23 protein-coding genes are annotated in these 25782 nt (G+C 43.4%); 9 read left to right on the top strand and 14 right to left on the bottom strand.

From position 1 onward, the window contains the following. Positions 1-173: 173 nt before the first annotated feature. The 3 genes from CLV51_RS12075 to CLV51_RS12065 all read right to left on the bottom strand — a co-directional run bounded on the left by CLV51_RS12075 (position 174) and on the right by CLV51_RS12065 (position 3416). A complete protein-coding gene (locus CLV51_RS12075) occupies positions 174-1262 on the bottom strand; it encodes a Fic family protein (RefSeq protein ID WP_106528282.1) in 1089 nt (362 codons plus the stop codon). 132 nt (positions 1263-1394) lie between these two features. After that, complete coding sequence (gene prfH / locus CLV51_RS12070; RefSeq protein ID WP_106528281.1) at positions 1395-2009, bottom strand: peptide chain release factor H; 615 nt, start codon at positions 2007-2009, stop codon at positions 1395-1397. 6 nt (positions 2010-2015) lie between these two features. Further along, entirely contained in the window at positions 2016-3416 is a 1401-nt protein-coding gene (locus CLV51_RS12065) for an RtcB family protein (protein WP_106528280.1), read from the bottom strand. A 117-nt stretch (positions 3417-3533) separates the two neighbouring features. Between CLV51_RS12065 and CLV51_RS29105 the strand changes: the two genes are divergently transcribed. From CLV51_RS29105 to CLV51_RS12040, 6 genes are all read left to right on the top strand, one after another. Next, entirely contained in the window at positions 3534-3683 is a 150-nt protein-coding gene (locus tag CLV51_RS29105; protein ID WP_158266983.1) for a hypothetical protein, read from the top strand. A gap of 336 nt (positions 3684-4019) precedes the next feature. Next, complete coding sequence (locus CLV51_RS12060) at positions 4020-4646, top strand: TetR/AcrR family transcriptional regulator (RefSeq protein ID WP_106528279.1); 627 nt, start codon at positions 4020-4022, stop codon at positions 4644-4646. Positions 4647-4651: 5 nt separating this feature from the next. Continuing rightward, positions 4652-5983 carry an ABC1 kinase family protein gene (locus tag CLV51_RS12055; protein WP_106528278.1) on the top strand — a complete coding sequence of 444 codons (1332 nt, stop codon included), beginning with the start codon at positions 4652-4654 and terminating at the stop codon, positions 5981-5983. Between the two features lie 116 nt (positions 5984-6099). Further along, entirely contained in the window at positions 6100-7140 is a 1041-nt protein-coding gene (locus CLV51_RS12050; protein ID WP_106528277.1) for a sensor histidine kinase, read from the top strand. Further along, positions 7140-7847 (top strand): LytR/AlgR family response regulator transcription factor, encoded by a 708-nt coding sequence (locus CLV51_RS12045; RefSeq protein ID WP_245898687.1) that lies wholly within the window; start codon positions 7140-7142, stop codon positions 7845-7847. The genes CLV51_RS12050 and CLV51_RS12045 overlap by 1 nt, the downstream gene beginning before the upstream one ends. A 310-nt stretch (positions 7848-8157) precedes the next feature. Next, positions 8158-10710: an outer membrane beta-barrel protein gene (locus CLV51_RS12040; RefSeq protein WP_106528276.1), complete on the top strand. Its 2553-nt coding sequence runs from the start codon at positions 8158-8160 to the stop codon at positions 10708-10710. A gap of 45 nt (positions 10711-10755) precedes the next feature. Here CLV51_RS12040 and CLV51_RS12035 read toward each other — a convergent pair whose 3' ends face one another. The 5 genes from CLV51_RS12035 to CLV51_RS12015 form a co-directional block, all read right to left on the bottom strand. Continuing rightward, positions 10756-11487, bottom strand: coding sequence for a metallophosphoesterase (locus CLV51_RS12035; protein WP_106528275.1), 732 nt, complete (start codon positions 11485-11487; stop codon positions 10756-10758). Next, on the bottom strand, positions 11466-12041 hold the full coding sequence (locus CLV51_RS12030; RefSeq protein ID WP_106528274.1) for a 2OG-Fe(II) oxygenase: 576 nt from the start codon (positions 12039-12041) through the stop codon (positions 11466-11468). The genes CLV51_RS12035 and CLV51_RS12030 overlap by 22 nt, the downstream gene beginning before the upstream one ends. An 8-nt stretch (positions 12042-12049) precedes the next feature. Beyond that, complete coding sequence (locus CLV51_RS12025; protein ID WP_106528273.1) at positions 12050-12736, bottom strand: NUDIX hydrolase; 687 nt, start codon at positions 12734-12736, stop codon at positions 12050-12052. Between the two features lie 261 nt (positions 12737-12997). Next, positions 12998-14548 carry a sulfatase gene (locus CLV51_RS12020; RefSeq protein WP_106528272.1) on the bottom strand — a complete coding sequence of 517 codons (1551 nt, stop codon included), beginning with the start codon at positions 14546-14548 and terminating at the stop codon, positions 12998-13000. Between the two features lie 5 nt (positions 14549-14553). Beyond that, positions 14554-15225: a Rossmann-fold NAD(P)-binding domain-containing protein gene (locus CLV51_RS12015; RefSeq protein WP_106528271.1), complete on the bottom strand. Its 672-nt coding sequence runs from the start codon at positions 15223-15225 to the stop codon at positions 14554-14556. A 183-nt stretch (positions 15226-15408) separates the two neighbouring features. On the opposite strand from CLV51_RS12015, the gene CLV51_RS12010 reads away from it, so the two are divergent. Continuing rightward, entirely contained in the window at positions 15409-16356 is a 948-nt protein-coding gene (locus CLV51_RS12010) for a YiiG family protein (RefSeq protein ID WP_106528270.1), read from the top strand. Between the two features lie 51 nt (positions 16357-16407). On the opposite strand, the gene CLV51_RS12005 is transcribed toward CLV51_RS12010, so the two are convergent. From CLV51_RS12005 to CLV51_RS11995, 3 genes are read right to left on the bottom strand one after another with little or no spacing between them, the layout of a single operon-like run. After that, positions 16408-17358: a DUF6607 family protein gene (locus CLV51_RS12005; protein ID WP_106528269.1), complete on the bottom strand. Its 951-nt coding sequence runs from the start codon at positions 17356-17358 to the stop codon at positions 16408-16410. Between the two features lie 21 nt (positions 17359-17379). Continuing rightward, positions 17380-17970 (bottom strand): HmuY family protein, encoded by a 591-nt coding sequence (locus CLV51_RS12000; protein WP_106528268.1) that lies wholly within the window; start codon positions 17968-17970, stop codon positions 17380-17382. A 23-nt stretch (positions 17971-17993) separates the two neighbouring features. Next, positions 17994-20066, bottom strand: a complete 2073-nt coding sequence (locus CLV51_RS11995; protein ID WP_106528267.1) for a TonB-dependent receptor plug domain-containing protein — start codon at positions 20064-20066, stop codon at positions 17994-17996. A 237-nt stretch (positions 20067-20303) separates the two neighbouring features. Here CLV51_RS11995 and CLV51_RS11990 point away from each other — a divergent pair, with 237 nt between their 5' ends. Further along, positions 20304-21812, top strand: coding sequence for a sensor histidine kinase (locus tag CLV51_RS11990; RefSeq protein ID WP_106528266.1), 1509 nt, complete (start codon positions 20304-20306; stop codon positions 21810-21812). A 5-nt stretch (positions 21813-21817) separates the two neighbouring features. Then, positions 21818-22876 (top strand): response regulator, encoded by a 1059-nt coding sequence (locus CLV51_RS11985; protein WP_106528265.1) that lies wholly within the window; start codon positions 21818-21820, stop codon positions 22874-22876. 1 nt (position 22877) lies between these two features. Here CLV51_RS11985 and CLV51_RS11980 read toward each other — a convergent pair whose 3' ends face one another. The 3 genes from CLV51_RS11980 to CLV51_RS11970 form a co-directional block, all read right to left on the bottom strand. Beyond that, positions 22878-23258, bottom strand: coding sequence for a hypothetical protein (locus tag CLV51_RS11980; protein ID WP_106528264.1), 381 nt, complete (start codon positions 23256-23258; stop codon positions 22878-22880). Positions 23259-23281: 23 nt separating this feature from the next. After that, the gene (locus CLV51_RS11975) at positions 23282-23971 is read right to left on the bottom strand and encodes a hypothetical protein (protein WP_106528263.1); all 690 of its coding nucleotides are present in this window, start codon (positions 23969-23971) and stop codon (positions 23282-23284) included. A gap of 224 nt (positions 23972-24195) precedes the next feature. Further along, the gene (locus CLV51_RS11970; RefSeq protein ID WP_106528262.1) at positions 24196-25704 is read right to left on the bottom strand and encodes an ArnT family glycosyltransferase; all 1509 of its coding nucleotides are present in this window, start codon (positions 25702-25704) and stop codon (positions 24196-24198) included. Positions 25705-25782: the final 78 nt, after the last annotated feature.

Raw genomic sequence — 25782 nt, 5'->3', positions numbered from 1 at the left:
AAGCTCCGGCAAATATACCGGAGCCTTTTCCACAGGGTTTCTACAGACAGCCTATAACTTAAAAAATATTTTTCTTTTGTATAACCAGTAACACAATCCCCACTCCAACCCTACAAAAAACCGACTAACTAAGGCTTTATCTTTTTAATACCCGGAGATATAGACTATTTAATTTAAGCGCTAAGAAGTGCAATTAATGCGTGGTTAACATAGTATGTTGTTTTCCCTATTTTATGCGCTCTTAATACATCTTTCTCTACAAGCTTTTTTAACCATGCAGCAGCCGTTTGTCGGTGTCCGATTTTTTTATCCACCAATGTTTCAACTTTCAAATAAGGCAAACTAAATATCAGTTTTAACAACTCGTAGTTAAAAGAGTTCCCAAGAGTAACTCTCATGGATTGCTCAATCTGCGACATGAGAAACAAAATAAGCCTGATTTTCTCTGTAGTCATTTGAGCTGTTTCGCTCAAAGCAGTAAGCATAAACATCACCCAATCGTTCCAATTATTTTGCTCTGTTACTCCCTGTAATAATTGGTAATAGGTAGATCTATGTTTTACTATATAAGCGCTCAGGTATAGAATAGGCTGCGGTAATATATGCTGTTGTACTAAATACAAACCGTTAAGTATTCTTCCCGTTCTACCATTTCCATCAGAAAAAGGATGTATTGCTTCAAACTGATAGTGGATTAATGCCATTTTTATTAATGGATCAAGTGGTGATAAATCCCGATCATTTATAAATAATTCAAGGCTGGACATTTTCTCTCTTATAACATCTTCTCCAGAAGGAGGAGTATAAACAGTAGCACCAGTAATTGCATTTTTAATAGCTGTTCCGGGTGTATTACGAATGCCGGCATTATTCTGCTTGATTGTTCTTACAATGTCGATTAATGTATTGGTGAGTATCAAATGCTGCTGACTTTGCATCTTCTCTAATCCTGCATATAATGCTTGTCTATAGTTTAATACTTCTTTCGCAGCATGATTGGTGGTTGTCTCTTCTTCTGAAGCAGCTTTATAAAGTTCATCCTGTGTAGTTACAATATTTTCAATGGCGGAACTATCCTTACTCTCCTGCAATGCTATTGTATTAATCAGCATGTGAGGATCTGGTAAAGATGCACATAGGCCATTAAGTTCTCCTAAATGCCGGGAAGCTCTTGCTAAATTGGTCAATATAGGGATGGTGTTCAAATCAGCTGCCGGAGGCAATGCCGGCAAATCATTGTAGGGTATATTATTATGTGCCATTTGCAAATACTTTCATGTCGAAAATAAGCTAAAAATTCAACATGAAAACAATTTCATGTCGAAAAATGACACGAAATTCGACATGAAATTATTTTTATGTTGAATCACCCTACATAAATAATACCGGCAATATCACAACCTTTCGTTAATCACTTTCACTGCCCCTCCCCGCTCCAGTACATTATGCTCCTGCCACTGGCTTTGCTGCTGACTCACCAGCTTACCAGCCTGCCAGGTCAGGAACTTAGCTTCCAGGCGCTCCAGGCACAATTGTTTGTTCTGTAACTGTGAGCGGCTGTCCATAGCTAACACCTGTAAACCACTGGGTTGATGTGTGCCACGCACAGCAGTTTCTACTTTATTCACATGTTGTCCGCCAGGACCTGATGCACGGCAGGTTTCCAGCACAACGTCTTTGGGGTTCCACTGCAATTGTGCTTTTACATCAAATACAGCTACGCCGGCAAACCAGTTTTTACGTTTATGAAACTGGCGATAAGGGCTTTGCGCAATCCATTGAATAGTACCCTGCCACTCGTTAATGAAAGCGGAGAGGTTGCTGCCCTTCGCCAACAATGTGGCGGAGAGCAGCGTACCGTTGATATCTCCTTTTACATTTTCCAATACCTCTATTATAATGTTTGCCTGTCTGGCCTGCTTCATCATTTTTTCCTGCACCCTGGCCACTACCCTGCAACACTCTACAGGTCCCCGTCCGGAAGTTATTTGTATAATTATCTGTTCCATAAAAAATTAATCTTTATTCATTCTTACAATAGCGGGCATAAACCGGCCTTGTATGTCTACTAATTCCTGCTGTGCGCCGATCACTTTTTCAATGTCTTTATACGCCAGCGGATTTTCTTCTACGCTGCCACCAATTAATGTTACGCCTGCATTGGCCAACATTTTCTTCAGACCAGACACCGTCATATTTTCTTTGGCCCTTTTGCGGCTCATGGCTCTTCCTGCGCCATGGGAGGCAGAGTACAGCGCATGGTCCACCCCCTTGCCCATTACGAGATAGGCAGCAGTACACATGCTACCAGGGATAATTCCCATTTCGCCGGCATGCGCCGGGGTAGCACCTTTGCGGTGGATGATCACCTTACGGCCATCTGCCAGCGTATCTTCCCATGCAAAATTGTGGTGGTTTTCCACTTTGGCCAGCGACTGCAAACCCAATGCCTTCAACAGATTGGTGTGAATGCGATCATGACAGGCTTTGGCATAATCACCGGCGAGGGTCATACCCATCCAGTATTCCTGTCCGGCTTCACTGTTAAGATCCAACCAGGCCAGTTGCTGCGCGGAACGTGGCAATTTGCAGGTGTCCATGGCAATACCGGTGTAATGCTGCGCAATATTAGCTCCCAGTCCCCTGCTACCCGAATGCGATAACAAAGCCAGGTATTTTTTTGGTGGCAATTGCAGCGCATTGTCTTCTTTTAATGTAATGATACCAAACTCCACAAAGTGGTTGCCACTACCAGATGAACCCAGTTGCCTTGCTGCTTTTGCCTGCAATTTTCTTAACAGCGCTGTGGTCTGAAACACCGGACTATCCAGCACTTCATGCTCCTGAGAAAATTCCAGGCCGCCTTCCATACCAAAGTGTGTATATTCTTTTAAGGCCACTTTTGTCTGATGAGAAAACCGTTTTAAAAAACTTTCTCCTTCATCAATAATAGTTAATGCCATACGGCAACCAATGTCTACACCTACGGCAAATGGTAACACCGCATTATCAGTAGCCAGCACGCCGCCAATAGGCAAGCCATAGCCGGTATGTGCATCAGGCATTAAAGCGCCCTGCACGGTTACCGGCAGCGACATAGCCAGCTCCATCTGCTGTTTGGCGGAACGTTCTATCTCTTTGGCACCATAGACTTTCAGTTGTCCAGTTTTTTCCAGTAGATCGTACGACTGGAAATTGCATTCCACCGGTTCATCCATAAAAGTGTCTGCTATTTTGCCTACAATTTCATCTGCGCGATACATTTCAGGAGCTGCTTTTATCGCTGTTAATAATTGAATAATGGCTTCCTTGTCATGATGCTTGAAATGCCTGGAGATGATGTTGATCACCAGACTTCTTGCCGTGTCATTGGTATAGCCTATTTTACTTAGTTCTTTTGTTTTTATACTGCCCATAAATGGTGATATATTTCCTGTTGCGCAACCTTTTGGGGCGCACAATAGCTGCACAAACAAATTCAGTTTGTGTAATGATGATATTGATAAGATTTGAGAATGGGGAAATCGCTGTTCTTGCGTAAAGAACATACCCTTCCAGGTAGCCTATACCAGGCTACAGATAAGCATTTACAGCAAACGAAGCGCGCAGCAGGAAGTATAACATCCATGCATGTACGAATCCTGTTTAATACAAAAGGAAAAACACTGCGTTTGCCTGTTTAGGCAATGAGCGAAAGGGGCGATATGTGAGTACGTTCTGTCATGATTCCTTGCTATTTAAAAAGTGATGAATAAGGAATTCGGATGCAAAGATATATTTATTTATGAAATACCAATAACTTGTTTTTTTTATTGTGCTACTTTGTCTCTTCTTGCCTGCAATTGACGAACTGCAGCTACTGCCCGTGATGAAGGAAAAATCCTGACTTTTTTAACATTTCCTGCCAGGATAAAAAGCTATTTATAACTTCACATGACGTAAATTTGTACCTCCCGCATATTTAACCTTCGGATACCCACTCCGGACGGGATTATTCAACAATAGTAAAACTTTTACTCATGGACAAACACCTTATCCGCAACGCTTACAAATTGTACTGGCTGGAGAACGGCAAAGCACCCGTTTCCGTATATGCGCTCTGCAAAATCGTGGATATAACAGAGGCATCTTTCTATGAAGAATACAGCTCCCTGGAAGCCATTGAAAAAGATATCTGGTTAGCTATCTTCCAAAACACATTGGATCAATTACATGCAGATGAAACTTATCATCAATATAATGCACAGGAAAAGTTGCTGGCATTCTATTTTTTATGGGTACAAAAACTGAAGGAAGACCGTAGCTACCTGCTTCAGCAACGCGAACATTTCCGTTTACCGGACTTCTACCGCAATAAACTGGAAACCTTCCACCATGCCTTCAATAAATATGTAGGCGATCTTATTAAAGAAGGTTATATATCCAGCGAAATCAAGGAAAGAAAATATATCTCTGATCAATATGTACACGGCTTCTGGGTACAGGCGCTTTTTGTACTCAAATACTGGCTGAAAGATACCAGTGCTAACTTTGAAATGACAGACGCCGCTATTGAAAAGGCGGTGAACCTCAGCTTTCAGCTCATCAAAACCAATACGCTCGATAGTTTGCTGGACTTTGGAAAATTCATTTTTACGCGGAAATAGCCATCATGAAAGAACAATCCAATATACCCACTTCCAAGGTGGAAAGGGCGGGGAAATTCGTTACGACAGGACTTAAGGTAGGCAGCAACTATATCAAACACTATACGCGCAAACTGATGGACCCTTCTACGACCAAAGAAGAACTCCACCAGGACAATGCCGCAGATATTTATAATACACTGAGTAACCTGAAGGGCAGTGCTCTGAAAGTAGCGCAGATGCTCAGTATGGACAAAGGCATGTTACCTAAGGCATACACGGAGAAATTTGCCATGTCGCAATACAGCGCACCGCCGCTGTCGGGGCCACTGGTAGTGAATACTTTCATGAAAACATTAGGTAAATCACCGTCACAGCTGTACGATAAATTTGAAATGCAGGCATCCAATGCCGCTTCCATAGGCCAGGTACATAAAGCCTCCAAAGACGGTAAAAACCTGGCAGTAAAAATCCAATATCCCGGTGTTGCCAACAGTGTTAAATCCGACCTCCGCATTGTAAAGCCTTTTGCTATCCGCATTGTAGGCATGAATGAAGTGGATATGGATAAGTATTTCGAGGAAATTGAAAGCAAGCTACTCGAAGAAACAGATTACAAACTGGAACTAAAACGCTCCATAGACCTCTCCCACGCATGCGCACACATACCTAACCTGCTGTTTCCCGGCTACTATCCGGAGTTATCATCAGACAGGATCATTACCATGGACTGGCTGCAGGGGCAGCACCTGAAAGAATTTCTGCTCACCAATCCGTCGCAGGAAGTGCGTGATAAGATAGGTCAGGCTATGTGGGACTTCTACCAATTCCAGGTACATAGCCTCAAACAGGTACATGCTGATCCGCATCCCGGCAATTTTTTGATGCGCCCGGATGGACAGGTGGGCATCTTCGATTTTGGTTGCGTAAAAGAAATACCGGAAGATTTTTATGTCAATTATTTTCTGTTGGTAGATAAAGAAGTATTAAAAGATGAAAAGCGCCGCCATGAGATCTATACCAACCTGGAAATGATCCATCCGAGCGATACGCCCAAAGAAGTAGCCTTCTTCTCCGGCCTCTTCCAGCATATGATTGATCTGCTTACACTCCCGTTTACGCTGGAAACATTCGACTTTGGCAACGAGGTTTATTTCAATGAAATATACGCTTACATGGATGAGCTGTATAACATGAAAGAAATCCGTGATTCCAAAGTAGCCCGTGGCTCACGCCATAGCCTATACGTAAACCGTACTTATTTCGGATTATATTCTATACTGAGTGATCTGAAATCCAATGTAATAACTGGTCCTGGCAGGATACAGGAATTAATGGCAGGAAAGTTATCTCATTAAAATCCTTCCGGGATCAGCATCCCGGAAGGGTTTCTCCTTCCACTGATTCGTCGTACAATTATGTTCGTTCGTCGCAACATTTCCGCTGCACGCGTATAAATTCCTAATTTGCCCTCATGAAAGAGGAATGGTATAATCAAAAATGGGCTATTATTGCCAGGCACGTGCTCGCCTGGGGATTTTTTTTATCGCTGCCGTTCCTGTTGCACCCTTCATACGAACATCGTAACGATGAGCATATGAACGACAAGCAAATCTGGGGCATTTACATGGCTATTTACTACCTGGAGCTTGTTATCATTTTTTACCTGAATGCCTGGTACCTGATTCCACGATTGATCTACAAAAAAAAGATACTTAAATACGTAGGCTGCATACTGGGTGTTTTTCTTTTTATGTATGCTACCCGTTGGGGATTTGGCAAAACATTGCTACACGAGGAAACAATGGATATTAAACCAACTATCCTGTTCATTTTTTTCTCCCTCTTCTTTATACTCAGTGCCAGCACCGCTTTCCAGATGATTGTAGATAAAATGAAGATGGAAAGAAAAATCAGTGCACGTGAGAATGAAAACCTGAAAACAGAACTATCATTACTGCGTTCACAGGTGAGTCCTCATTTTATGTTTAATGTGCTGAACAACATGGTGTCGCTGGCCCGCAAAAAATCGGATGTGCTGGAACCTTCGCTGATAAAGCTTTCCTCCCTGATGCGTTACATGCTGTATGAAGCAGATGAAGATAAAGTGCCACTGGAAAAAGAAATGGAATACCTGCAAAGTTATATCGATCTGCAGCAACAGCGATTCGGAAAAAACGTAGTCATCAACGTATCATTGGATGCACTGGAGAATCATTATGAAATAGAACCAATGTTGCTGATACCATTTGTGGAGAATGCCTTCAAACATGGTACCGGTCTCATTTCCGAGGCGCAAATAGATATCAGGTTGCATACTTCCGCTGATAAATTATTTTTTTCCGTGCGGAATAAATTCAATGAAATATCTGAAGAAATAAAAGATAAAACCAGCGGTATTGGTTTGTCCAACGTAAAAAGGCGTTTAAATTTGCTGTATGGAGATGATTATGTTTTGCAGATAGATAAAAAAGATGACTGGTTTGTAGTATCCTTACAATTAAACCTCCACTGATGATGAAGTGTATTGCCATAGATGATGAGCCATTAGCACTGGATCTGCTGGAAGATAATATCAGCAAGGTACCCTACCTGCAGCTGGTTGGCAAATGCAACAATGCTTTTGAGGCCATTGAAGTATTACGGCAACAAACAGTGGATCTTATCTTCCTGGATATACAAATGCCGGGCCTTACCGGTCTTCAGTTCCTCCAATCACTGGCCAGCAAACCGCTCGTGATACTGATTACCGCCTATGAAAAATATGCACTGGACGGTTTTAACCTGGATGTAACAGATTATCTTGTGAAACCAGTATCCCTGGAGCGTTTCATAAAAGCCTGCAACAAGGCTCAGGAGCTGCATCAGCTGAAAAGCAGCAGCAAAACAAACAAAGAACAAGCCGACTTTTTCTTCGTAAACGTAGATTACAGTTTATTAAAAGTGGTGTTCTCAGATATCATCTGGATAGAAGGCTTAAAAGATTATATCAAAATACACCTCAAAAGCACTACCAGACCCATTATTACCAGAATGAGCATCAAAGGACTGGAAGAACAATTGCCACCCGCAAAGTTCATCCGCATTCACAAATCCTACATTATATCCGTAGCCGCTATCACCTCCATCCGGAAAAACAGCGTTTTCCTGGACGAGCAGGAACTCCCTGTGGGAGATACTTACCGGGAGGCATTGTACACTATTGCCGGAAAATCAGGGTAATAGAGCAAATTTTCTTTCTCCCGATTAGACTGATTATGCTGATTACCATGATTTTATTTTTTTGATTATAAAAAGATTAGCGAAGATCAAAGCGTATAATATCCGCTCTGATCTTCGCTAATCTTTTTAAATCTTTCAAAATAAAAAAAGAAAATCATGGTAATCAGCATAATCAGTCTAATCGGGAGAAAGAAAATTTCAGCAGCTTGCTGCTCCTCACCTTTCGTAGCAACATTTTACCCGCTCATCTCATTTCCTGAAAAGAGTGCGTATCACTTCATACTTTTGCATCATCAGAATTTATAATAAAATGCAAAAGATCTACTTGTTTATCACCCTGTTTTTGCTTTCAATGAGTACACAGGCCCAGGCTCCTGCCGGTGCGGGTGGCCCCAGAATGCCAATGGGAAATAATGGGCACATTTATGGGAAAGTAATAGACCCCGACGGAAAACCTGTAAACTATGCCTCCGTTATCATCCTGCAAAACCGCATGGATACGGTTGCTAAAAAAATGAAAGAAGTACTGCTGAAAGGTGCGCTCACCAAAGGTAATGGCGAATTCAGCCTGGAAGAACTACCAGGCAGAGGACCGCTGAAGCTGAGAATTACGGCCACCGGGTATAAAACCTATGACCAGGCCGTTTCATTTCCTCCTTTCGACAAGGACCTCGGTAACATCAAACTCGCAGTAAGCACCACACAGCTGCAAGGCGTTACAGTGGCCGGCACCAAACCTATCATGCAAATGGATATCGATAAAAAGGTATTCAATGTGGAAAAAAATATCGTGAGCGCCGGTGGTACTGCCCTCGATGTAATGAAAAACGTACCTTCTGTAAATGTGGACATCGACGGAAATGTAACACTCCGTAACAGTGCTCCGCAATTGTACATTGATGGTCGTCCTACTACCCTCACGCTGGAACAGATCCCCGCCGATGCGATCGAAAATGTAGAAGTAATTACCAATCCTTCCGCTAAATACGATGCTTCCGGTGGTAGTGCCGGTATCCTGAACATTGTGCTGAAAAAGAACCGCAAGACAGGCTACAATGGTAACCTCCGCGCTGGCGTGGATAAACGCGGTGCCTTAAATGGTGGCGCCGACTTCAACCTGCGCCAGGATAAGGTAAACATCACGGCGAGCGTAATGGGCAACCAGATGAAAGGCCGTACTACAGGGACTACTGAACGTAATAATTTTTCAGACAATCCACCTACACTCATCAACCAGGATAACGCCAACAGAACCAATGGCGGCTTTGTTTTCGGTAAACTGGGACTGGATTATTTTGTTTCCAACCGTACTACTTTGTCAATTGCCGGCATTAAAGTACATGGCGAAATGAATCCAACGGAGATCATCGACATCAACAGTGATAGTCTTTATAAAGAAGGTCACCGCCCTGGTTACAGTCAGCGTACTTCCTCTTCCAACAACAAGTTCAACGCCAACGGCCTGGTACTTGGTATGAAGCACCTGTTCCCTAAAGAAGGCGAAGAACTCACTGCCGATTTCAATTACTTTGGTGGAAAAAGCGACAACAATTCGCATTACAATACAAATCACTACAACAACAATAACATTGTTGGCAATGACATGCAGCAAATCCTGGGTGGTGGCTCCATCAGCTTCATGACCATTCAAACGGATTATGTGAAACCATTTGCCAATAAACTGAAGCTGGAAACTGGTTTGCGCGCTTCCATCCGCGACACCAAAACCAACTTTAATAACTATACATATGATCACGGCAAACAGGACTATGTGTTGATACCAGCTGCTTCCAACAATTATAAAAACAGTGATAACGTATATGCGGCGTATGTCAGCTTATCCAATACCATTCATAATTTTGGCTATAAAGTAGGTTTGCGTGCAGAAAGCTCCGACTACACCGGTGAGCTGATCAATCTAAAACAGCATTTTAAAAACAGCTACCCGGTAAGTTTATTCCCTTCCCTGTTTTTAAGCCAGAAGCTGAAGCAGCAGCAGGAATTGCAGATAAGTTATACACGCAGGATCAATCGTCCTAACTTTTTCCAGCTGATACCGTTTACAGATTCTACTGATAAACTCAATATCACCAAAGGTAATCCAGGTCTGGTGCCTGAGTTTACACAGTCCGTGGAAATGTCGTACCTGAAAACGTTTAAGGGCAACAATACCTTCCTGGCGTCTATCTACTATAAACATACCGACAACCTGATCACCCGTTACCTCACCAAGGAAACAGATCCGGTGAGTGGCAGCGAATTGCTGATAAACACTTACATCAACGCTAATTCCAGCTACTCAACAGGTGCGGAACTAACGACCATGAATACACTGACTAAATGGTGGACAGTTACCGGTAACGTGAATATTTATAATTCAAAGATTAATACGAGCAGTGTGGGGCAGTCGCAGGACGCGATGTGGAGCTGGTTTGGTAAGGCCAACAGTACTTTCAAACTGCCGGCCAGCTTTGAAATACAATTAACCGGTACTTATCAGTCCAAAACCAATTTACCGGTAAATGATAATAAAGGCGGACAGGGTGGTCCGATGATGCAGCAGTCGCAGAACGCTTCTCAGGGTTATATTGCTTCTTTCTATGGCGTAGATGCAGCCATCAAGAAGAGTTTCCTGAAAAATAATGCGGCTTCCGTAACACTGAGTGTAAATGATATTTTCAGAAGCCGTAAAACGGATCAGTATTCTGAGAGCCCTTATTTTACACAGTACTACAGCCGTTTACGTGATCCGCAAATGATCCGTCTGAACTTTGCTTACAGATTTGGTAAAATAGATGCCGGCCTGTTTAAGCGGAAGAATATGGGCGCGGGCATGCAGGGAATGTCCGAAGTGATTCAATAAGTAATTATCCTATAAATTAAAGTGCCGGAATGTAAAGGGTAACACCTATATGTTCCGGCCTTTTTCATTTGGATATAATGATTGTACCGTATCGCTTTGCCATACTTTTTTTGTGTTAATGTTCATGGCGGAGATCTTGCCGGTATAGGCGGCACCTGTATCTATATTATTTACATTCATGGCTTTCATCGGCATAAATTCATTGTAAAAAATAGTGGGGGTATGTCCGATAAAGATTTCTTCATACAATAATAACCGCTCAGGATAATAAACGGAATTTTTATGTAGTCGCTTATCTGTAGCCAGGGCCAACTCCCAAAGGGTTCTGTCCCAATACCAGCTGCCTTCATAACGATCATTGGCAGGTCCGCGGAGAGAGGTAAATCCTCCATGTATAAAGAGCCGTTGTTGTCCATCTTCATAAAAATTCAGCAGCCTGTTATAAAAAGCAAGATGTACCTGCTTTTGTTCCTTTGACAGCGCTTCATAACTTTTAACGGTAGCGGATCCGCCCTGCTTCAGCCATAGCTCACCCGGTGAAATGCCTTTTAGCCACAACTCGCACCAGGCATCATGATTGCCTTTCATAAAAATACAGCGATGTTGCTGTTCCAGTTCCATCAGGTAAGCAACCACTCCGGCTGATTCGGACCAACCATCTACATAGTCGCCTAAAAAAATAAACGTATCTTCTTTTGCCGGCGCAATTCTCTTTATCAGTTGCTGCAAGGCTTTCAGCGCACCGTGTATATCACCTATGACGTAGGTTGCGGACATGTGTTAATTTGTTTGTACATTATATCTGTTCTGAGCACGTACTTCACACCAGCTGTCAGCAATGTTCCTTCATGTCGTAACGGATGATGAAAAATCAATGCCGTACCGGTTTCCGGACGAATCACCTCACCGGAGGCAAACAGTGTTTCACCACCGGTATACGTTTCATTCAGATAAATCATAAAAGTATATTGACTGGCTTCAAATTGATTCCGCTCAAAACTGCCGTCCCTGTGCATTTTAAAACGCTGACCCGGACTATATTTATAAAAGCGGAATAACTCATTTACACCAATGGCTACCCGGTTATCTGCTCCTTCCGGTGCAAAATTTTTCAGGCGATCCCAGATAAAGGTAGCATATGCTTCCTCCTTATACAATACCCTTTCATTATTTCGTACACCTTTGATCATACGTTGCACGCCGGAACCCACGTCTACTGTGGCTTCTTCATATCCCATGGCTTCACTTTTTCCGATGAGCGCCACACATTCCTGCGGAGAGAGGAAATTTTTCAGGGTAAAAATTCCGGGGGAATACAGGTATTTTTCCATAGTACATATTATTCAGTGGAGATATTAATCTGAAAGTTATTTTTCTTCAATTGTTTGTTAAACTTGTATAGTTCCGGATGCCTGTTCTTCAATCCTTCCCGCTTCATGCCGGTATTAATTACGTATTCCGCATCGAGTATTTTTCTCCTGAAATTTCTCCGGTCGATGGTGGTATGCAGGATGCATTCATATAATTCATGCAGCTCTGTGATAGTAAACAGGTCGTCCAGCAATTCGAAGCCTACCGGATAGTACAGTATTTTTGATTTCAGGCGTTGTAATGCCTGTTGGAAGATTTGTTTGTGATCGAAGCCCAGCACGGGCAGTTTTCTTACATTGAACCACTTCACATCGTTAGCCATGCTACCGGCTACCACCTGAAATTTAGCGGGATTAATCAGCGCATAGTACCCTACTGCAATTACGCGGCCACGGGGATCTCTGTCCGGGTCATCAAAAGAATATAATTGCTCCAGGAAAACGCCATCCATGCCCAGCTTTGTTTGCAGGATGCGGGAGCAGGTATACAGGAAGGTTTCTTCCATTTGCAGGAAACCTCCGGGCAGTGTCCAGCAATCCCTGAAAGGCGCTTCCTTCCTGTTTAGCAGCAGCACAGACAAGGTATTATTGTGATAACCAAATACCACCAGATCTACTGCCAGAGAGGGATTTTTATATTCGTGAAAGCGCTTCATATTTGATTGCGTCAATTTAACGTGAAGTAACTAATTTTTCAGGGGATGACCTAATTTTTTTCTGCAGGTGTGCAGGTGTAATCTGTTCTAAAAACAAAAAATGCGGCGCCAATAGCACCGCATTTTTTTATTTGGACCCGGGATAGGATTATTCCAGTCTTCTGATAACCTACAACTGTTACACTGTTAAGTAACGAGTAACAAAGATAAGTGTTGCAATGTATTCAAAGTATAGTGCTATCCCCCAGGTTACCAGTAAATTTATAGTCCTCCTGCACCAGGCCATGGCAACGGCTTTCCTGTTGCCTTTATCACCGGCATAGGCGCATGCCACTGCTGTAGTTGTTGCGAAAGCAAGGCGAGCAGTGCCTTCACTTTTTGCGGCTCCCGCCTGGCCAGATCCTTTTGTTCACCAATATCTGTTTGCAGATCATATAGCTCCGCAGCACCGGATCGCTGATCATATACCACCTTCCAGCGGCCTTGCCGCAAAGCGCTTTTGTAATTAATGCCCGGGCCATCATCAGGTATCCATTTATTGGGATAGTGCCAAACAAAGCTACGGGTACTATCTACGCGTGCCGGTTGTTTTAACAGGGGCACAAAACTTTTACCATCCACGGTTTGCACAGCATCATATAGTTTTATACCGGCCATCTCCAGGATAGCAGGAAAATAATCTTCAATGATAATGGGTTGGTCTGTTACGCTACCGGCCTGGGTTACGCCAGGCCATTTTACCAGCATGGGCTCGCGGATACCACCTTCATATACGGAGCCTTTGCCGGCACGCAGCGGCAGGTTCTGGGTATGTGGCCGGCCGCCACGGGGAGGCGCCAGACTTAAACCGCCGTTATCACTCATGAACATAATGATAGTATTACCGTCAATCTTTTGTGTGTGAAGATAATCCATCACTTCACCCAAACTTTTATCCATGCCTTCAATCATGCTGGCATATTGTGCCTCCGCTGTATCCAGCCCCATAGCGAGGTATCGTTGATAGTAGTTTTTATCGGCCTGCAGGGGGGCATGCACCGCATAATGCGCGAGGTATAAATAAAATGGCTGATGACGACGTATAGGTTCTTCCAATGCTTTGAGGGCTTCGCGTGTAAGTGCTTCCGTGAGGAAAATACCGCTGCCGTAATACTCTTCCAGGTCCGGCACCGCTTGTGCCGTGGCCTTTCCGGGCATATTACCATAATTTTCTTCTGATAAATAGCTTTGCGGGTGGCCGGCAGCATGACCGGCAATATTTACCAGGAAGCCCATATTATATGGATTTGCTCCCGGAGTGCCCATAGCGCCCCAATGTGCTTTACCCGCATGAATGGTATAATAACCGGCCGCCTTTAACAGGGAAGGTAACGGCGTAGCATACACGGTGTTGGCTATTCCCTGCACCGGGCTCAATCCATTAATCATCCAGGGAGCTGCTCCCAGCTCATCATCCGGCGCATCAGCAGGAATATCTTTACGGGGGGAAGTCCAGTTGGTGACACCATGATGTGCCGCATTCATACCGGTGATCATACTCACCCGTGAAGGCGTACAAACAGGTGTAGCGTATGCATTGGTAAACTTCATTCCCTCACTGGCCAGGCGTTCCATATTGGGTGTACGATAACGTTTATTCAATACCGTTAGCTGGTTCCAGAAGGGTACGGAAGTATCTTCCCAACCCATATCATCTACCAGGAATACAATAATGTTGGGGAGCGGTTTCACCGGACGCGGGTCTTTAAACTGCGCGTAGCTGCTGATGCTGATGCAGCAAATACCGTGGACTAAAAATCTTTTTATGTTCATTGTTCTTATTTTCCTGTTATGGCTGCCGCGGCCACTATATCCTTCACTTCCAATACTTTTTTAGGGTATCCGTATATGGTAACATTGATCATGGCTTGTCCCAATTCTGCTAATGTAGATACATACTGCGGAAAAAATTTACGAAAAAAAGGATACATCCAACTCAATGTCTTATAATACTTTTGCGTATGCTGCATGCCTTTGGTAGGATGCATATATGCCGGACGAAACATAAAAACCGCCCTGAACGGCAACTTCAGCAATCCATTTTCTGTTTTACCTTTTACCCTTGCCCACATGCTGCGGCCCCGCCCAGTACTATCTGTACCACTACCGGATACATAACAAAAAGTCATCTCCGGATTCAAGGCTGCCAATGTATTGGCCACTTCCATGGTGAGATCATATGTTACATGTGCGTAAGCATCTTCCTTCATACCTACTGATGATACACCCAAACAAAAGTAACCTGCATTGTAGCCATGCAGCTGTGTTGCAACAGGCAACAGGTCGTAAAAATTATTATGGATAATTTCTTTCAGCTTAGGATGCGTTATGCCACACGGTTTGCGGTTAATTACCAATATTTCCTTTACATCCGGATGTTGTAAACATTCATGCAGGACACCTTCACCTACCATACCGGTGCAGCCGGTAATAATGGCTTTAATTTCCATAAGGCAAGATTTTAATTGATACGGAAATGTAAAGTAATATTGTGGTATAAAAAAGGTCTGCTAAACAGACATATCAGAATACATTTTTTTTATTTCCATCTGAAAAAATATCTTTGCCCCACAAATTACCCCTACACGCTAAAACGTGTAATTGTTTAATCCGAATAAAATATCTTTAAAAACATGAAAAAATCTATTTTCTGCGCTGCTGTAAGCATAGCCCTGATAACAACATCCATATCCTGCAATAACAGCAGTAAAGAAGGAGCCGCCGCCTATGCAGAAAAATCTGCATCAAGTGCCAGTCAGGTGATTGAATACACCAACCTGCTCGTAGATATGTCAAACAAAAGCAATAATTACACCAGCCGTATATTAGGCAATCTGGATATTATTGAAAAAGGACTAAAAAACCCAACCGACGCATTTGCATTCAGCGGCGTTATACCGCCTATGGACATACCGTCCTTTAACCCTTCCAAGGTAACAGTAGACAAGCCGGTAGATGCTTTAAGCAAAGCAGACCAACAATTCTTTAAAGAAAAAGTAGCCGGCTGGCAAGCTACCTACAAGAATGTAGGCGCATCGTACAAGCTGTTGCAGGACTACCTGATAGCACAGGACTTCAAAGATGATAAAGGTGCAAAAGGATATGCCCTGGTAGATTCTGTACGTAACAATATACAGTCGCTATATGCACAAAAAACAGTACTGATAAAGAAAGTAAATGAGGTGGCAGATGCCAGCGAAGCCGTGATATTGAAAGATAGCCCGTTGAAAGACTATATACTGGCCATGAAAGCCGATATGAAATCAGTATGTGAATTCATCAACATACTGGAAGATGGCGGAAATGATTATAATAAGATCAGCGACAAGGCGCAGGCAGCTTACGATGCAATGGAAAAAGCACAAGCTGAACATGCAAAAATAGATAAAACCAACGCCGCTAAAGAACACAACGATGCTTCCTTCGACTCCTTTTACACCAGCTATCATGATTTCCTGCTCAATGCAAAAAAGATCATGCGCGATGCGAAAGAAAAAGGTGCGTTAACAGATAGCAATATCGAATCACTGAATGGTAATTACGATACACTGATCAGCCGTTATAACGCCTTTAACAGATAATAAAAAGAAACCGCAGCCAGGAATAGCTGCGGTTCTTTCTTATCCACTCGTTTATCGTTTTAAACTCACATCTTTAGCGGTGGCGAACTGTTGCAACGTGCTCCCTATTTCTTTTTCCAGGGCTTCGCCACTCAATTCCTTTTGCAGTGCCTTTTTCTCCAGCACCATCATCACTTTATATAATGGTTCGTTATTAACTTTCTTTTGTAAGTTGATAGTGCTGTTAGCACCGTATACCTTATCCCATCCTTTACGCACCAGCGCCCAGAATGCTTTATTTTGTTCCCACCATTCCTTTGCCTGCCGGCATTTAGTTTCGTCTACGCGGGCGTAGGTATTCAAGCCTTTTTCACCAACAATAACTTTATCCTGTCCGTTTGCTCTTACCACTTTCTGGTTATCCTGTTCGTGAATACTACCATTGGCGGTAATTTCATGATGATTAGTACGGTGTAGTACGTTATAATCCTTACGGGTGGTATATTCCCGGCGGGGCAAAGGTGCATCACTGCTGGCTTCCCAATAATGACGGCCATCGGCATGTACCCAGGTAGCAGTCCCTTCGTAACGGGGCTCATCATCCACACCAAATACTTTTTGTGTCCACTGCCCTTTTACCTGCGCAGCAGGCAGCTGTATCTTTTTCCACTGATTGTCCTGGTCATAGGCGAGTAATGCCTGGTTTTCATATTGCCAGTCTTCCGTCCAATGTTTGATCACATCTCCGCCTGCTACCAGTAAATGTTGCAATACAATACGGCTGCTGCTTTCATCCGCCACTGTGATGTATTCTATAGCATCCGTTATTTTATGATACCCTTTAGGTTTATACGTGGTATCTCCCGGAAAAGTTTCAGTGTATTCAAAGGTTACTTCGTGGCAACCACACATGTCTTTGATGGCAGCCTTATCCTGCGATAGTTTATCATTCGTCTTTTTCTGGGCAGTTGCACCCAGCGCCATGCAGGCACCTGCGATCGTTAATGCGATAATATTTTTCATGAAAATTTATAATTGAGTAGGTTATTTAAAATTGCGGGTACCATCAGGCTGATACACATATCTGAAATTATAGTGGCGACTCACAGCTGTTTCCGTAGGTGTGGCTGGTGCATCTTTATAATAGCTGCTGATCTCCAGCTTTGCATAATTACCGTTAGCGGTTTTCAATACAATGAAAGCACCGGTAACCGGTGAAATGATATGCGTAGTCATGTTATAGGAATACCAGCCGGTGATCGCTTTTTTTGCGGTTGCATCTGTCACATAACCATCTTCCGGTGCCAGCGTTAGGTTATTGTATATGCCGGTTACCACCTGTGCTGTTGCTTTACCCGGGCCACTGCTGCCACCGTTAATGATCAGTGTGGTAGCTTTAAAGCCTATATCCCATTTGGTGGTAGCGGAATCGCTGTTAGGAATTATTTTGTTATCTGCCAGGCTGTACAAGGTGAATGTGCCTTTGTTGGCGGCATCTGCATCCAGGTTTACAACAGTAGTAGAAACGATAGCCGGCTTAACTGGTGCTGCTTTATCATTATCATTTTTGCTACAGGAAGCCAGTACAGAGAGGGACAGCGCTATGGTGCCCAAAATAAAATGTTGCTTTTTCATATAGGTAATTAATATTTAGTGGTTTAATGACGGAATGTCCAGGTGAAGCCCGTTGTATATATGCGCCCTGGCATTATTGGAATATGTTGCGGATCAGTGTAATTAAAAAGGTTTTCCAGTGTAGCCTGTAGCCGCAGCTGCTGATGGAATAAGGATTTGGCAGCTGCCAGGTTTACGGTGGCATACCCGGGTACAAATTCGCTTTTGGTGTCGGGTGTATTATTGCCATTCTCATCAGTAAATCCATATTTACTGCGGTATAATACACGTGCGTTGGCATCTATCCCCAAACGGGAATGGATATACGCAATTTTGAGATTAGCCGCATGGTGTGAGCGGTTAAACAATCCGAAATACTCGCTGCGGGTGAGTGCGCGGGTTTCTTTGGTAGTTGCATCTTTGGTATATACTTCTCCCCTCTTTACTTTTTCAAACAGGTCATTATCACGGGTACGTAAATACTGATAGCCGCCGGCGATCTGCCAGTACTTACCAATGGTTTGTCCTAACTCTACTTCTGCGCCCCAGGTAGTAATACGATTTACATTCACATAACTATATACTGCGAGGTCGTTTGTTTTTACTGCGATGGCGCGGGTATCAATCAGGTTATTCACTTTGTTGTAGAAGAAATTCACCTTAGCGGTGGAATGAACAAACGGATTGCCCTGTACACCCAGGTTGTACGACCAGGAGCTTTCGGCATTCAGGTCTTTCAACTGTGCAGGATCGATGTTCACCTTTTTAATCTGTCCCTGTTGTTGCATCTCCTGCAAAATATCTGCTGCCAGCTTTGTACCCACCACCGTATATCCAACAGCGGCATTATTGAAATGCAGGTACAACTGCCGGAAGTCGGGGGCACGGTAGCCCCGACCTACGGAACCCAGTATACGCCAGGCAGGGTTTATCTGATAGGATATAGATAGTTTGGGGCTGAACTGCGATGGATATTGATTATGTGTATCGAAACGTCCACCCACTAATATATTCAGGGCATCCGTTGGTTTCCAGTTTTCCTGTAAAAATACATACCCGGTATTAAAAGCCATCTTGTCATCGTAACGGGTGGCTTCCAGTGATTCGTGTACATACCCAACACCCGCTGTGAGCTGATGTTTGGGATGAATGCGCCAGTCTGCCTGGTATTCAGGTTTTAAATAATTTTGTGTAAAAAAAGAAGCATCGTACGAACTTTTATCCTGCTGATAACGCATCTCTCCATCAGTAGCATAGCGGGAATAATACATCCGCAGTACCTGTGTAAAATTTTTGTTTGGTGTATTGCTGATATTCAGTGATGCGTTCATGTCCTTCTCTTTTCCGATATCATCTATCATTCCTTTACTGTCGGAGAAATAACTGTTGTATCGTTGCTCATAATATCTGCCGGATAGTATTGTTTGCCATTTGTCTGTCCAATTGTGCTGCCAGCGCGACTGAGCAGTCACGGCTTTAAAAGGAGATACCGTAGGCGAAGTAGTGTTACCTCCAAGCGTGTAGCCGTTACTGTTATAATAGTTAGCATTCACAGAAAATAATCCTTTGGTATAGGGAATCTTAGTACTTCCATCTATATTATAAGTACTGTTGGAACCATATCGTCCGGTAATGCTGGTTACGCCTTCTTTTTTTCCGGCACTCGTAATAATATTAATCACGCCTGCCAGCGCATCGCTACCATATAAAGAAGAAACAGGCCCTTTAATAATCTCTATCCTTTCTATATTACTTACCACCATCCTCGACAGATCAAATGTCCCGGCTGTTCTGCCTATCAGCGGCTCTCCATCCAGCAGAATGAGTGTATACTCCGCTTCCAGTCCCTGCATCTGTACACCGGTACCGTGATTGGAAGTGATGAACAAGCCGGTTTGTTCTGCCAGTACCTGTTGTAACAATACTGCACCCATAGATTGTATCTGTTGTTTATTAATAACGGTAACGGGTATAGGTACTTTATTCAACAATTGTTCATTTCGTGTAGCCGTTACCACTACTTCCTGTAACACTTTACTGTCAAGGGTTGTATCGGTTTGGGCAAATAGAGTCCCTACCCGCATCATGCAGGTAAGCAGGAATAAATATTTATACATCTTATTGTTGTGTGAGATTGTAATGCAAAAGTAAGGGCAGGAAAATTTTTATGTTTACGAGTTCGGGAAAGTTATTTGCGAAATCCGGAAATTGAAATTAGCAGCCCGAACAAAACATTAAACAAAAAAACACTTTGTTCATATCAAACAAAACGCTCCAATTTTGAACAACACATCGTTATTCCACCGGGAATTATTAAATTTATATAGCACCATTGTAAAAGACAACCTGCTTGTATGAATGACTCCATCAATTACATAGGTTTTGAAGTACTTTTTAACCATGCCACCATCGGTATTATGGTAGCAGACAGCAATTATATTATTCTACAAGCAAACCCATTCCTGCTTAACCAGTTTGGCTATACGAAAGAAGAAATTACCGGCTGCCAGCTGGAATTGTTGCTACCGCTCCATTCTGAAGAGCGATCCGGCCTGCGAAAAGATGGCAGTGCTTTTCCGGTAGAGGTTAGTTTGGGTACACATCATACACCTGCAGGGCAATTCACCATTGTATACGTAATAGACATCTCTGACCGTAAAATATCTGAGATAACGCAGCAGGAGCTGGATATACATCGCAAAGAGGCCGCTATTAAAGATGGTACACTACAGCGGATGAACAGTTTCCTCAATAGTTTGTGGACCAACGCCGGTGCCATGATCATCGTCATCAACCCGGAAGGATATATCAAATGGTTTAACCCCGCTGCCGAAAGGATTCTTGGCTATAAGGCAATAGAAGTGATTGATGTATGTACTCCGCTGATGCTGCACGATCCCGAAGAAGTTGCCCAGCGGGCAGAAGAATTTTCGCAACAGTTACAACAGGCTGTAGAGCCCGGCATAGAAACACTAACGATCAAGGCTAAACTGGATTTACTCAACGAATATGAATGGCAATACATCCGGAAAGATGGCAGCCGTTTACCGGTATCGCTCACCGTAACTGCCGTCCGCGATGCTGCCGCCATCACTGGTTACATTGGCATTGCCATTGATATGTCTAAAAGAAAACAAGCGGAAACGGAGTTGCGGAATGCCCTGGAAAAAGAAAAAGAGCTGAATGAATTGAAATCCAGGTTTGTGTCCCTGGCATCGCATGAATTCAGAACACCGCTGAGTGCAATTTTATCATCTACCTACCTTATTTCAAAATACGAAGCAGCAGAAGATCAGTCCAGGCGGAACAAACATATTCAGCGCATCATCTCTTCTGTAAATATGCTTACAGATATTCTGAACGACTTTTTATCTGTAGGAAAAATTGAAGAAGGAAAGATCCAGGTACGACATAGCAGCTTTGATGCCGGCAAACATGTAGGTACTATTATCAGTGAAATGGAAGGCCTGAAAAAACCATTACAAAATATTTATTATAAGCATCATGGCGCAGCACAGGCTAATCTGGACCCAACGTTACTCAAACACATTGTAATGAACCTGGTGTCTAACGCTATTAAATTTTCGCCGGAAGGAGCTGTTATTTCTATCCGTACACAATGCGGACCAAAGACTTTTGAATTATCTGTAAAAGATAAAGGCATTGGTATTTCGGAAGATGACCGGCAACATCTGTTTGAGCGATTTTTCCGGGGCCACAACGTTGCCAACATTCAGGGCACCGGCCTGGGATTGCACATAGTAGCCAAATATGCTGAACTGATGAATGGCACAGTGGCTTGTAATAGCGAACCTGGCAAAGGCACAGAATTTCTCGTTTCCGTTCCATTCCCTCAAAATTAACAACTGTGAATAAAATACTGCTGATTGAAGACAACCCGGATATCCGCGATAACATCGCTGAAATTCTGCAACTGGCCAACTACCACGTACTCACTGCCGCCGACGGTAAAGAAGGTGTGTCTATGGCACTGGAACACCTGCCGGCACTGATTGTATGCGATATCATGATGCCGGTACTTGATGGATATGGCGTATTACATTTGCTGCATAAAAATAAAACACTACAGACTACACCGTTCATCTTCCTTACTGCTAAAGCAGAAAAAACAGATATCCGGAAAGGAATGGAATCGGGGGCAGATGATTATATCACCAAACCGTTTGAAGGGACAGAACTTTTGAGCGCCATTGAAAGCCGTTTGAAAAGATGCGCAGAAATAAAGCAGGAAACAGCTTCCGGACTACATGGATTGGATGCCTTACTATCCACTACCACCGGGCGCGACCTCCTATCTTCTCTGAAAGAAGGCCGTAATACAAATCACTACAAAAAGAAACAAAATATTTATGTGGCCGGCAACCGCCCCGATTGTTTATACTACCTGCTGAAGGGCAAAGTAAAAACTTATAAACGTAACGACGACGGTAAAGAGCTGATCGTTGGTTTATACAATGAAGGCGATTTTCTTGGTTATTACGCCCTATTGGAGGGCAGCTCCTACCAGGACTATGCAGAGGCCATGGAAGACACCTTGCTGGCGGTAATACCAACTAAAGATTTCGAAACGTTGTTAGGCAGCTACCCCGAAGTGCTGCATAAGTTTGTACAATTGCTCGCCAGCCATATGGCAGAAAAAGAACAACAACTCATAGGGCTCGCGTATAATTCGTTGCGGAAAAAAGTAGCGGAAGCCTTGATGATGCTGGATAAAAAATACAATGCGGCGGGGAGGGAAGATTTTACGATTGATATCAGCCGGGAAAACCTGGCGGCCGTAGCCGGAGTAGCTAAAGAGTCGCTGATCCGCACCCTGGGCGACTTCCGGGATGATGCACTCATTGCGTTAAAAGAAGGGCAGATCACACTGCTCTCCAGGAAAAAGCTCACTGCTATGATCAACTGAGCTATACTCTTTCTGCTGCCACAAAAGCCAGGAAAGCAGCTTTCATGCGTTCATATTCCTGCACCATCTGTTCCATATCGCTTTTCAGCGTAGCATACTGATGCGGCGCTTCCTTCTCTGCAGGCTGACTTTCCAGCCAGTCCAGCTGCTCCCGTAACTCATGCCGCAACAGGATTAATGTTTCTTCTTTATCGAGCATGCTCAACTGAAACTCTTCTGCTTCTTCAATAAATGATCTTTTTGCGGTTCCTTTCAGCACTTCAGACAAATGATTGATCAACACTGCATTATCTGCCCGCAAAGTTTCCAGGATTTTACTCCAGGATTTACACAGTTGTTTATATTCCAGATCTGTTAGCCCATTATGTGCTTGGTGGTACATAGTGATAGTATAATATTGATATGCTAGTTGTAATATACCTGTCGTCCCTGCAATTTATCCGCGTTTCCCCATGCCTGCAAGGAGGCTATCAGATTGCGTTGTATAGTAATCACTTGTTTGATGCCGGTTATCAGGTCAGTCAGCTCAAGACTGCTATAATTAGCCGGAAAACCATAGTCTTTATCCACACAGCTCTGCAGGAAAGCCACAATAGCCTGACTCTGCCCAACAAACTCCTTTATCAGTCGCTGTACTTTAATATGATGATCATAACCCATATCCTCGAACATCCGCTCGGACACTTTTTTCTTCAATGCCGGTTTCATTTCTTCCTGCAGATTTCCCAATACCACTCCATTGTACGTTGTGATTGCATGGTAATAACCGGTGATCACATCATTAAAATCCGGATACATGTCCGGGCTGTTATGGGTGCCTTCCCGTATCACTTCATACAGGGCCTCCATTTTTCCTATCACCAGCGATGCCTGCGGAATAGCTTTGTCAGCTATTAACCTGCTCAATTCAAATGCATAACGTGCATGAAAATCAAACTTTCCCGTTTGATGATCCAATACTGCTTTTACACCGGAACGGGGCTTATATTGCTTGAAAATAAAATGGCCATACTGCCGCAAACGTTTGATAGGGAAAAACAGAAACCCTTCGCAAAATTTCCGCTGCAGCGAGGAAGAAAAAATTCCGGTAAACATATCTCGATTTTTTAGAGGTGCCACAAAAGTATCACTGCCTGTGACAACAGTGATACTCTTACAACAGCACATTGTCAGTTTTTGTTGATTTGATTCACATGCTTTGAGAACTCCCGGTGGATGTTCAATTGCAGATATGAAAATAACACCCCTGCCAATGCTGAACAAGGATATAGATTGGGTTCCTGCTGATCTTCGTCAATGTTTTAGGTGACGGTGGTCACCTATTCTTTAACCGGCACGTTAGCCGGTGGCTGGTAGTCCATGCAGCGGAATACAAGAAACTTCCTGACCACACGGCCGTGCAGCTTCACCACAATGGATGGCAGGGAGATGATGCCCGAAAAATAAGGCCGGAGTGTTTCCACATCCTGCTGCTCATCGATCTCATCATTTACATCTGTTAAAGAATTGATGAAGATGGCATTCCTGCCTTTCAGGGAATGGATATCTGTGCCTATAAAATCGAATTGCAGTGCATTTTCACCCAGTATATTTTTCGAATATACCAGTTTGCCGAGATAAAGATTCAGCATGGCGCTTGTCTTATAATCATCTGCAGAAAAAATAAAATCATCCGGATACTGCGCTGCTACTGCTTTAACACCGGTGCCTAATCCCTCCCAGCCTATCATCGTATCATCTGAGTGGATAGGCACGGGATAAAAAATAATTTCTACTGCCAGCCCCAAATGTACTATCACTGCAAAAAACCACTGCCAGCGGATATACCTGGAAGTTAACCAGGTACTTACCCAAATAATACCGGTAATATAAGCGGGCATCAACCAGTTGATCTTCACCCAATAAACAGGAGATAATATAAAAAAGCCTGCGAAAATGGGTACAAAAAAGCATAAGAGAAATAACTGTTCAGCGGGTATCCGGGTGATCTGCCATTTGTATTTGCGAATTATTTTATAGAGATAATAAAACAATGCAAACAGCAATACAGGCAGCAAGATAGCCGCCTGGTGGCCTATTACACCAAAGAAATCCAACGGATGCAGCTCTGCACCACTTACCCTTCCTGAAGATTGAAACCGGAACGACGCAAACTGGTTGCTCACATTCCAGATCACCACCGGTGAAATAGTAATACAGAAAAAGAGTACACTCAACACCAGCCATGGCGACCATAAATATTTGCGGTGTGTATCTGACAATAATAAATACAACACCGCCCCGGCAGGTAAAAATATAGCTGTGTATTTACTGTCAAATGCCAGTCCCATGGCAATGCCTGCCCATATCCAATACAAACGGCGCCCTTCAAATACCGCGCGATATATTGCAATCAGCGACAGGCTCCAGAACAGCATCAACGGCACATCCGGCGTAGATACCAGCGACAGCACCGTTACCATCAGTGTGGAATACAACAACAGCCACGCGTTCCATGCCCGGTGGCGCGAAAGGAATAATTTAGAGAGCTGATAAAAGACTAACAGGGTGCAAATGGTAATCAGGGTATCTGCCAACTTGATAACAAATACATGCGGACCAAACAAATCCGTAAAAGCCCGCAGTATCCACGCAATAGCCGGTGGATGATCAAAATAGGATAAGGCAAAATGTTGCCCGTAAAAATAATAATAGGCATCCTGCGGCATCGGCCCCATAATATCTATGAATGAAAGCCTTAAAAGACTAACCATACAGATGACGGCTACCATCCACTTATTTGCTGTGACATATGCAATAAAACTATTGCTCCGGGCTGATGCTTCCATGTGAAATGCTGACAGTTAAATATGACTGAAGAAGTAATGCTAAAAAAGATCTCCGCAATCCTCATGCCGTCTGATGCC

Origin of the sequence: Chitinophaga niastensis, assembly GCF_003014755.1 — a bacterium.
Classification (GTDB): domain Bacteria; phylum Bacteroidota; class Bacteroidia; order Chitinophagales; family Chitinophagaceae; genus Chitinophaga; species Chitinophaga niastensis.
This window is presented reverse-complemented; position numbering and strand designations above follow the sequence as displayed.

Bases quoted from the DNA above. Each gene is read 5' to 3' on its own strand.
- CLV51_RS12075 (WP_106528282.1), bottom strand. From the start codon at position 1,262: ATGGCACATAATAATATACCCTACAATGATTTGCCGGCATTGCCTCCG.
- CLV51_RS12030 (WP_106528274.1), bottom strand. From the start codon at position 12,041: ATGGAAAAATACCTGTATTCCCCCGGAATTTTTACCCTGAAAAATTTC.
- CLV51_RS12015 (WP_106528271.1), bottom strand. From the start codon at position 15,225: ATGGAAATTAAAGCCATTATTACCGGCTGCACCGGTATGGTAGGTGAA.
- CLV51_RS12025 (WP_106528273.1), bottom strand. From the start codon at position 12,736: ATGAAGCGCTTTCACGAATATAAAAATCCCTCTCTGGCAGTAGATCTG.
- prfH (WP_106528281.1), bottom strand. From the start codon at position 2,009: ATGGAACAGATAATTATACAAATAACTTCCGGACGGGGACCTGTAGAG.
- CLV51_RS12045 (WP_245898687.1), top strand. From the start codon at position 7,140: ATGATGAAGTGTATTGCCATAGATGATGAGCCATTAGCACTGGATCTG.
- CLV51_RS12060 (WP_106528279.1), top strand. From the start codon at position 4,020: ATGGACAAACACCTTATCCGCAACGCTTACAAATTGTACTGGCTGGAG.
- CLV51_RS12010 (WP_106528270.1), top strand. From the start codon at position 15,409: ATGAAAAAATCTATTTTCTGCGCTGCTGTAAGCATAGCCCTGATAACA.
- CLV51_RS12040 (WP_106528276.1), top strand. From the start codon at position 8,158: ATGCAAAAGATCTACTTGTTTATCACCCTGTTTTTGCTTTCAATGAGT.
- CLV51_RS11975 (WP_106528263.1), bottom strand. From the start codon at position 23,971: ATGTTTACCGGAATTTTTTCTTCCTCGCTGCAGCGGAAATTTTGCGAA.
- CLV51_RS12000 (WP_106528268.1), bottom strand. From the start codon at position 17,970: ATGAAAAAGCAACATTTTATTTTGGGCACCATAGCGCTGTCCCTCTCT.
- CLV51_RS11990 (WP_106528266.1), top strand. From the start codon at position 20,304: ATGAATGACTCCATCAATTACATAGGTTTTGAAGTACTTTTTAACCAT.
- CLV51_RS12005 (WP_106528269.1), bottom strand. From the start codon at position 17,358: ATGAAAAATATTATCGCATTAACGATCGCAGGTGCCTGCATGGCGCTG.
- CLV51_RS12065 (WP_106528280.1), bottom strand. From the start codon at position 3,416: ATGGGCAGTATAAAAACAAAAGAACTAAGTAAAATAGGCTATACCAAT.
- CLV51_RS11970 (WP_106528262.1), bottom strand. From the start codon at position 25,704: ATGGAAGCATCAGCCCGGAGCAATAGTTTTATTGCATATGTCACAGCA.
- CLV51_RS12035 (WP_106528275.1), bottom strand. From the start codon at position 11,487: ATGTCCGCAACCTACGTCATAGGTGATATACACGGTGCGCTGAAAGCC.
- CLV51_RS11995 (WP_106528267.1), bottom strand. From the start codon at position 20,066: ATGTATAAATATTTATTCCTGCTTACCTGCATGATGCGGGTAGGGACT.
- CLV51_RS12055 (WP_106528278.1), top strand. From the start codon at position 4,652: ATGAAAGAACAATCCAATATACCCACTTCCAAGGTGGAAAGGGCGGGG.
- CLV51_RS12020 (WP_106528272.1), bottom strand. From the start codon at position 14,548: ATGAACATAAAAAGATTTTTAGTCCACGGTATTTGCTGCATCAGCATC.
- CLV51_RS11980 (WP_106528264.1), bottom strand. From the start codon at position 23,258: ATGTACCACCAAGCACATAATGGGCTAACAGATCTGGAATATAAACAA.
- CLV51_RS12050 (WP_106528277.1), top strand. From the start codon at position 6,100: ATGAAAGAGGAATGGTATAATCAAAAATGGGCTATTATTGCCAGGCAC.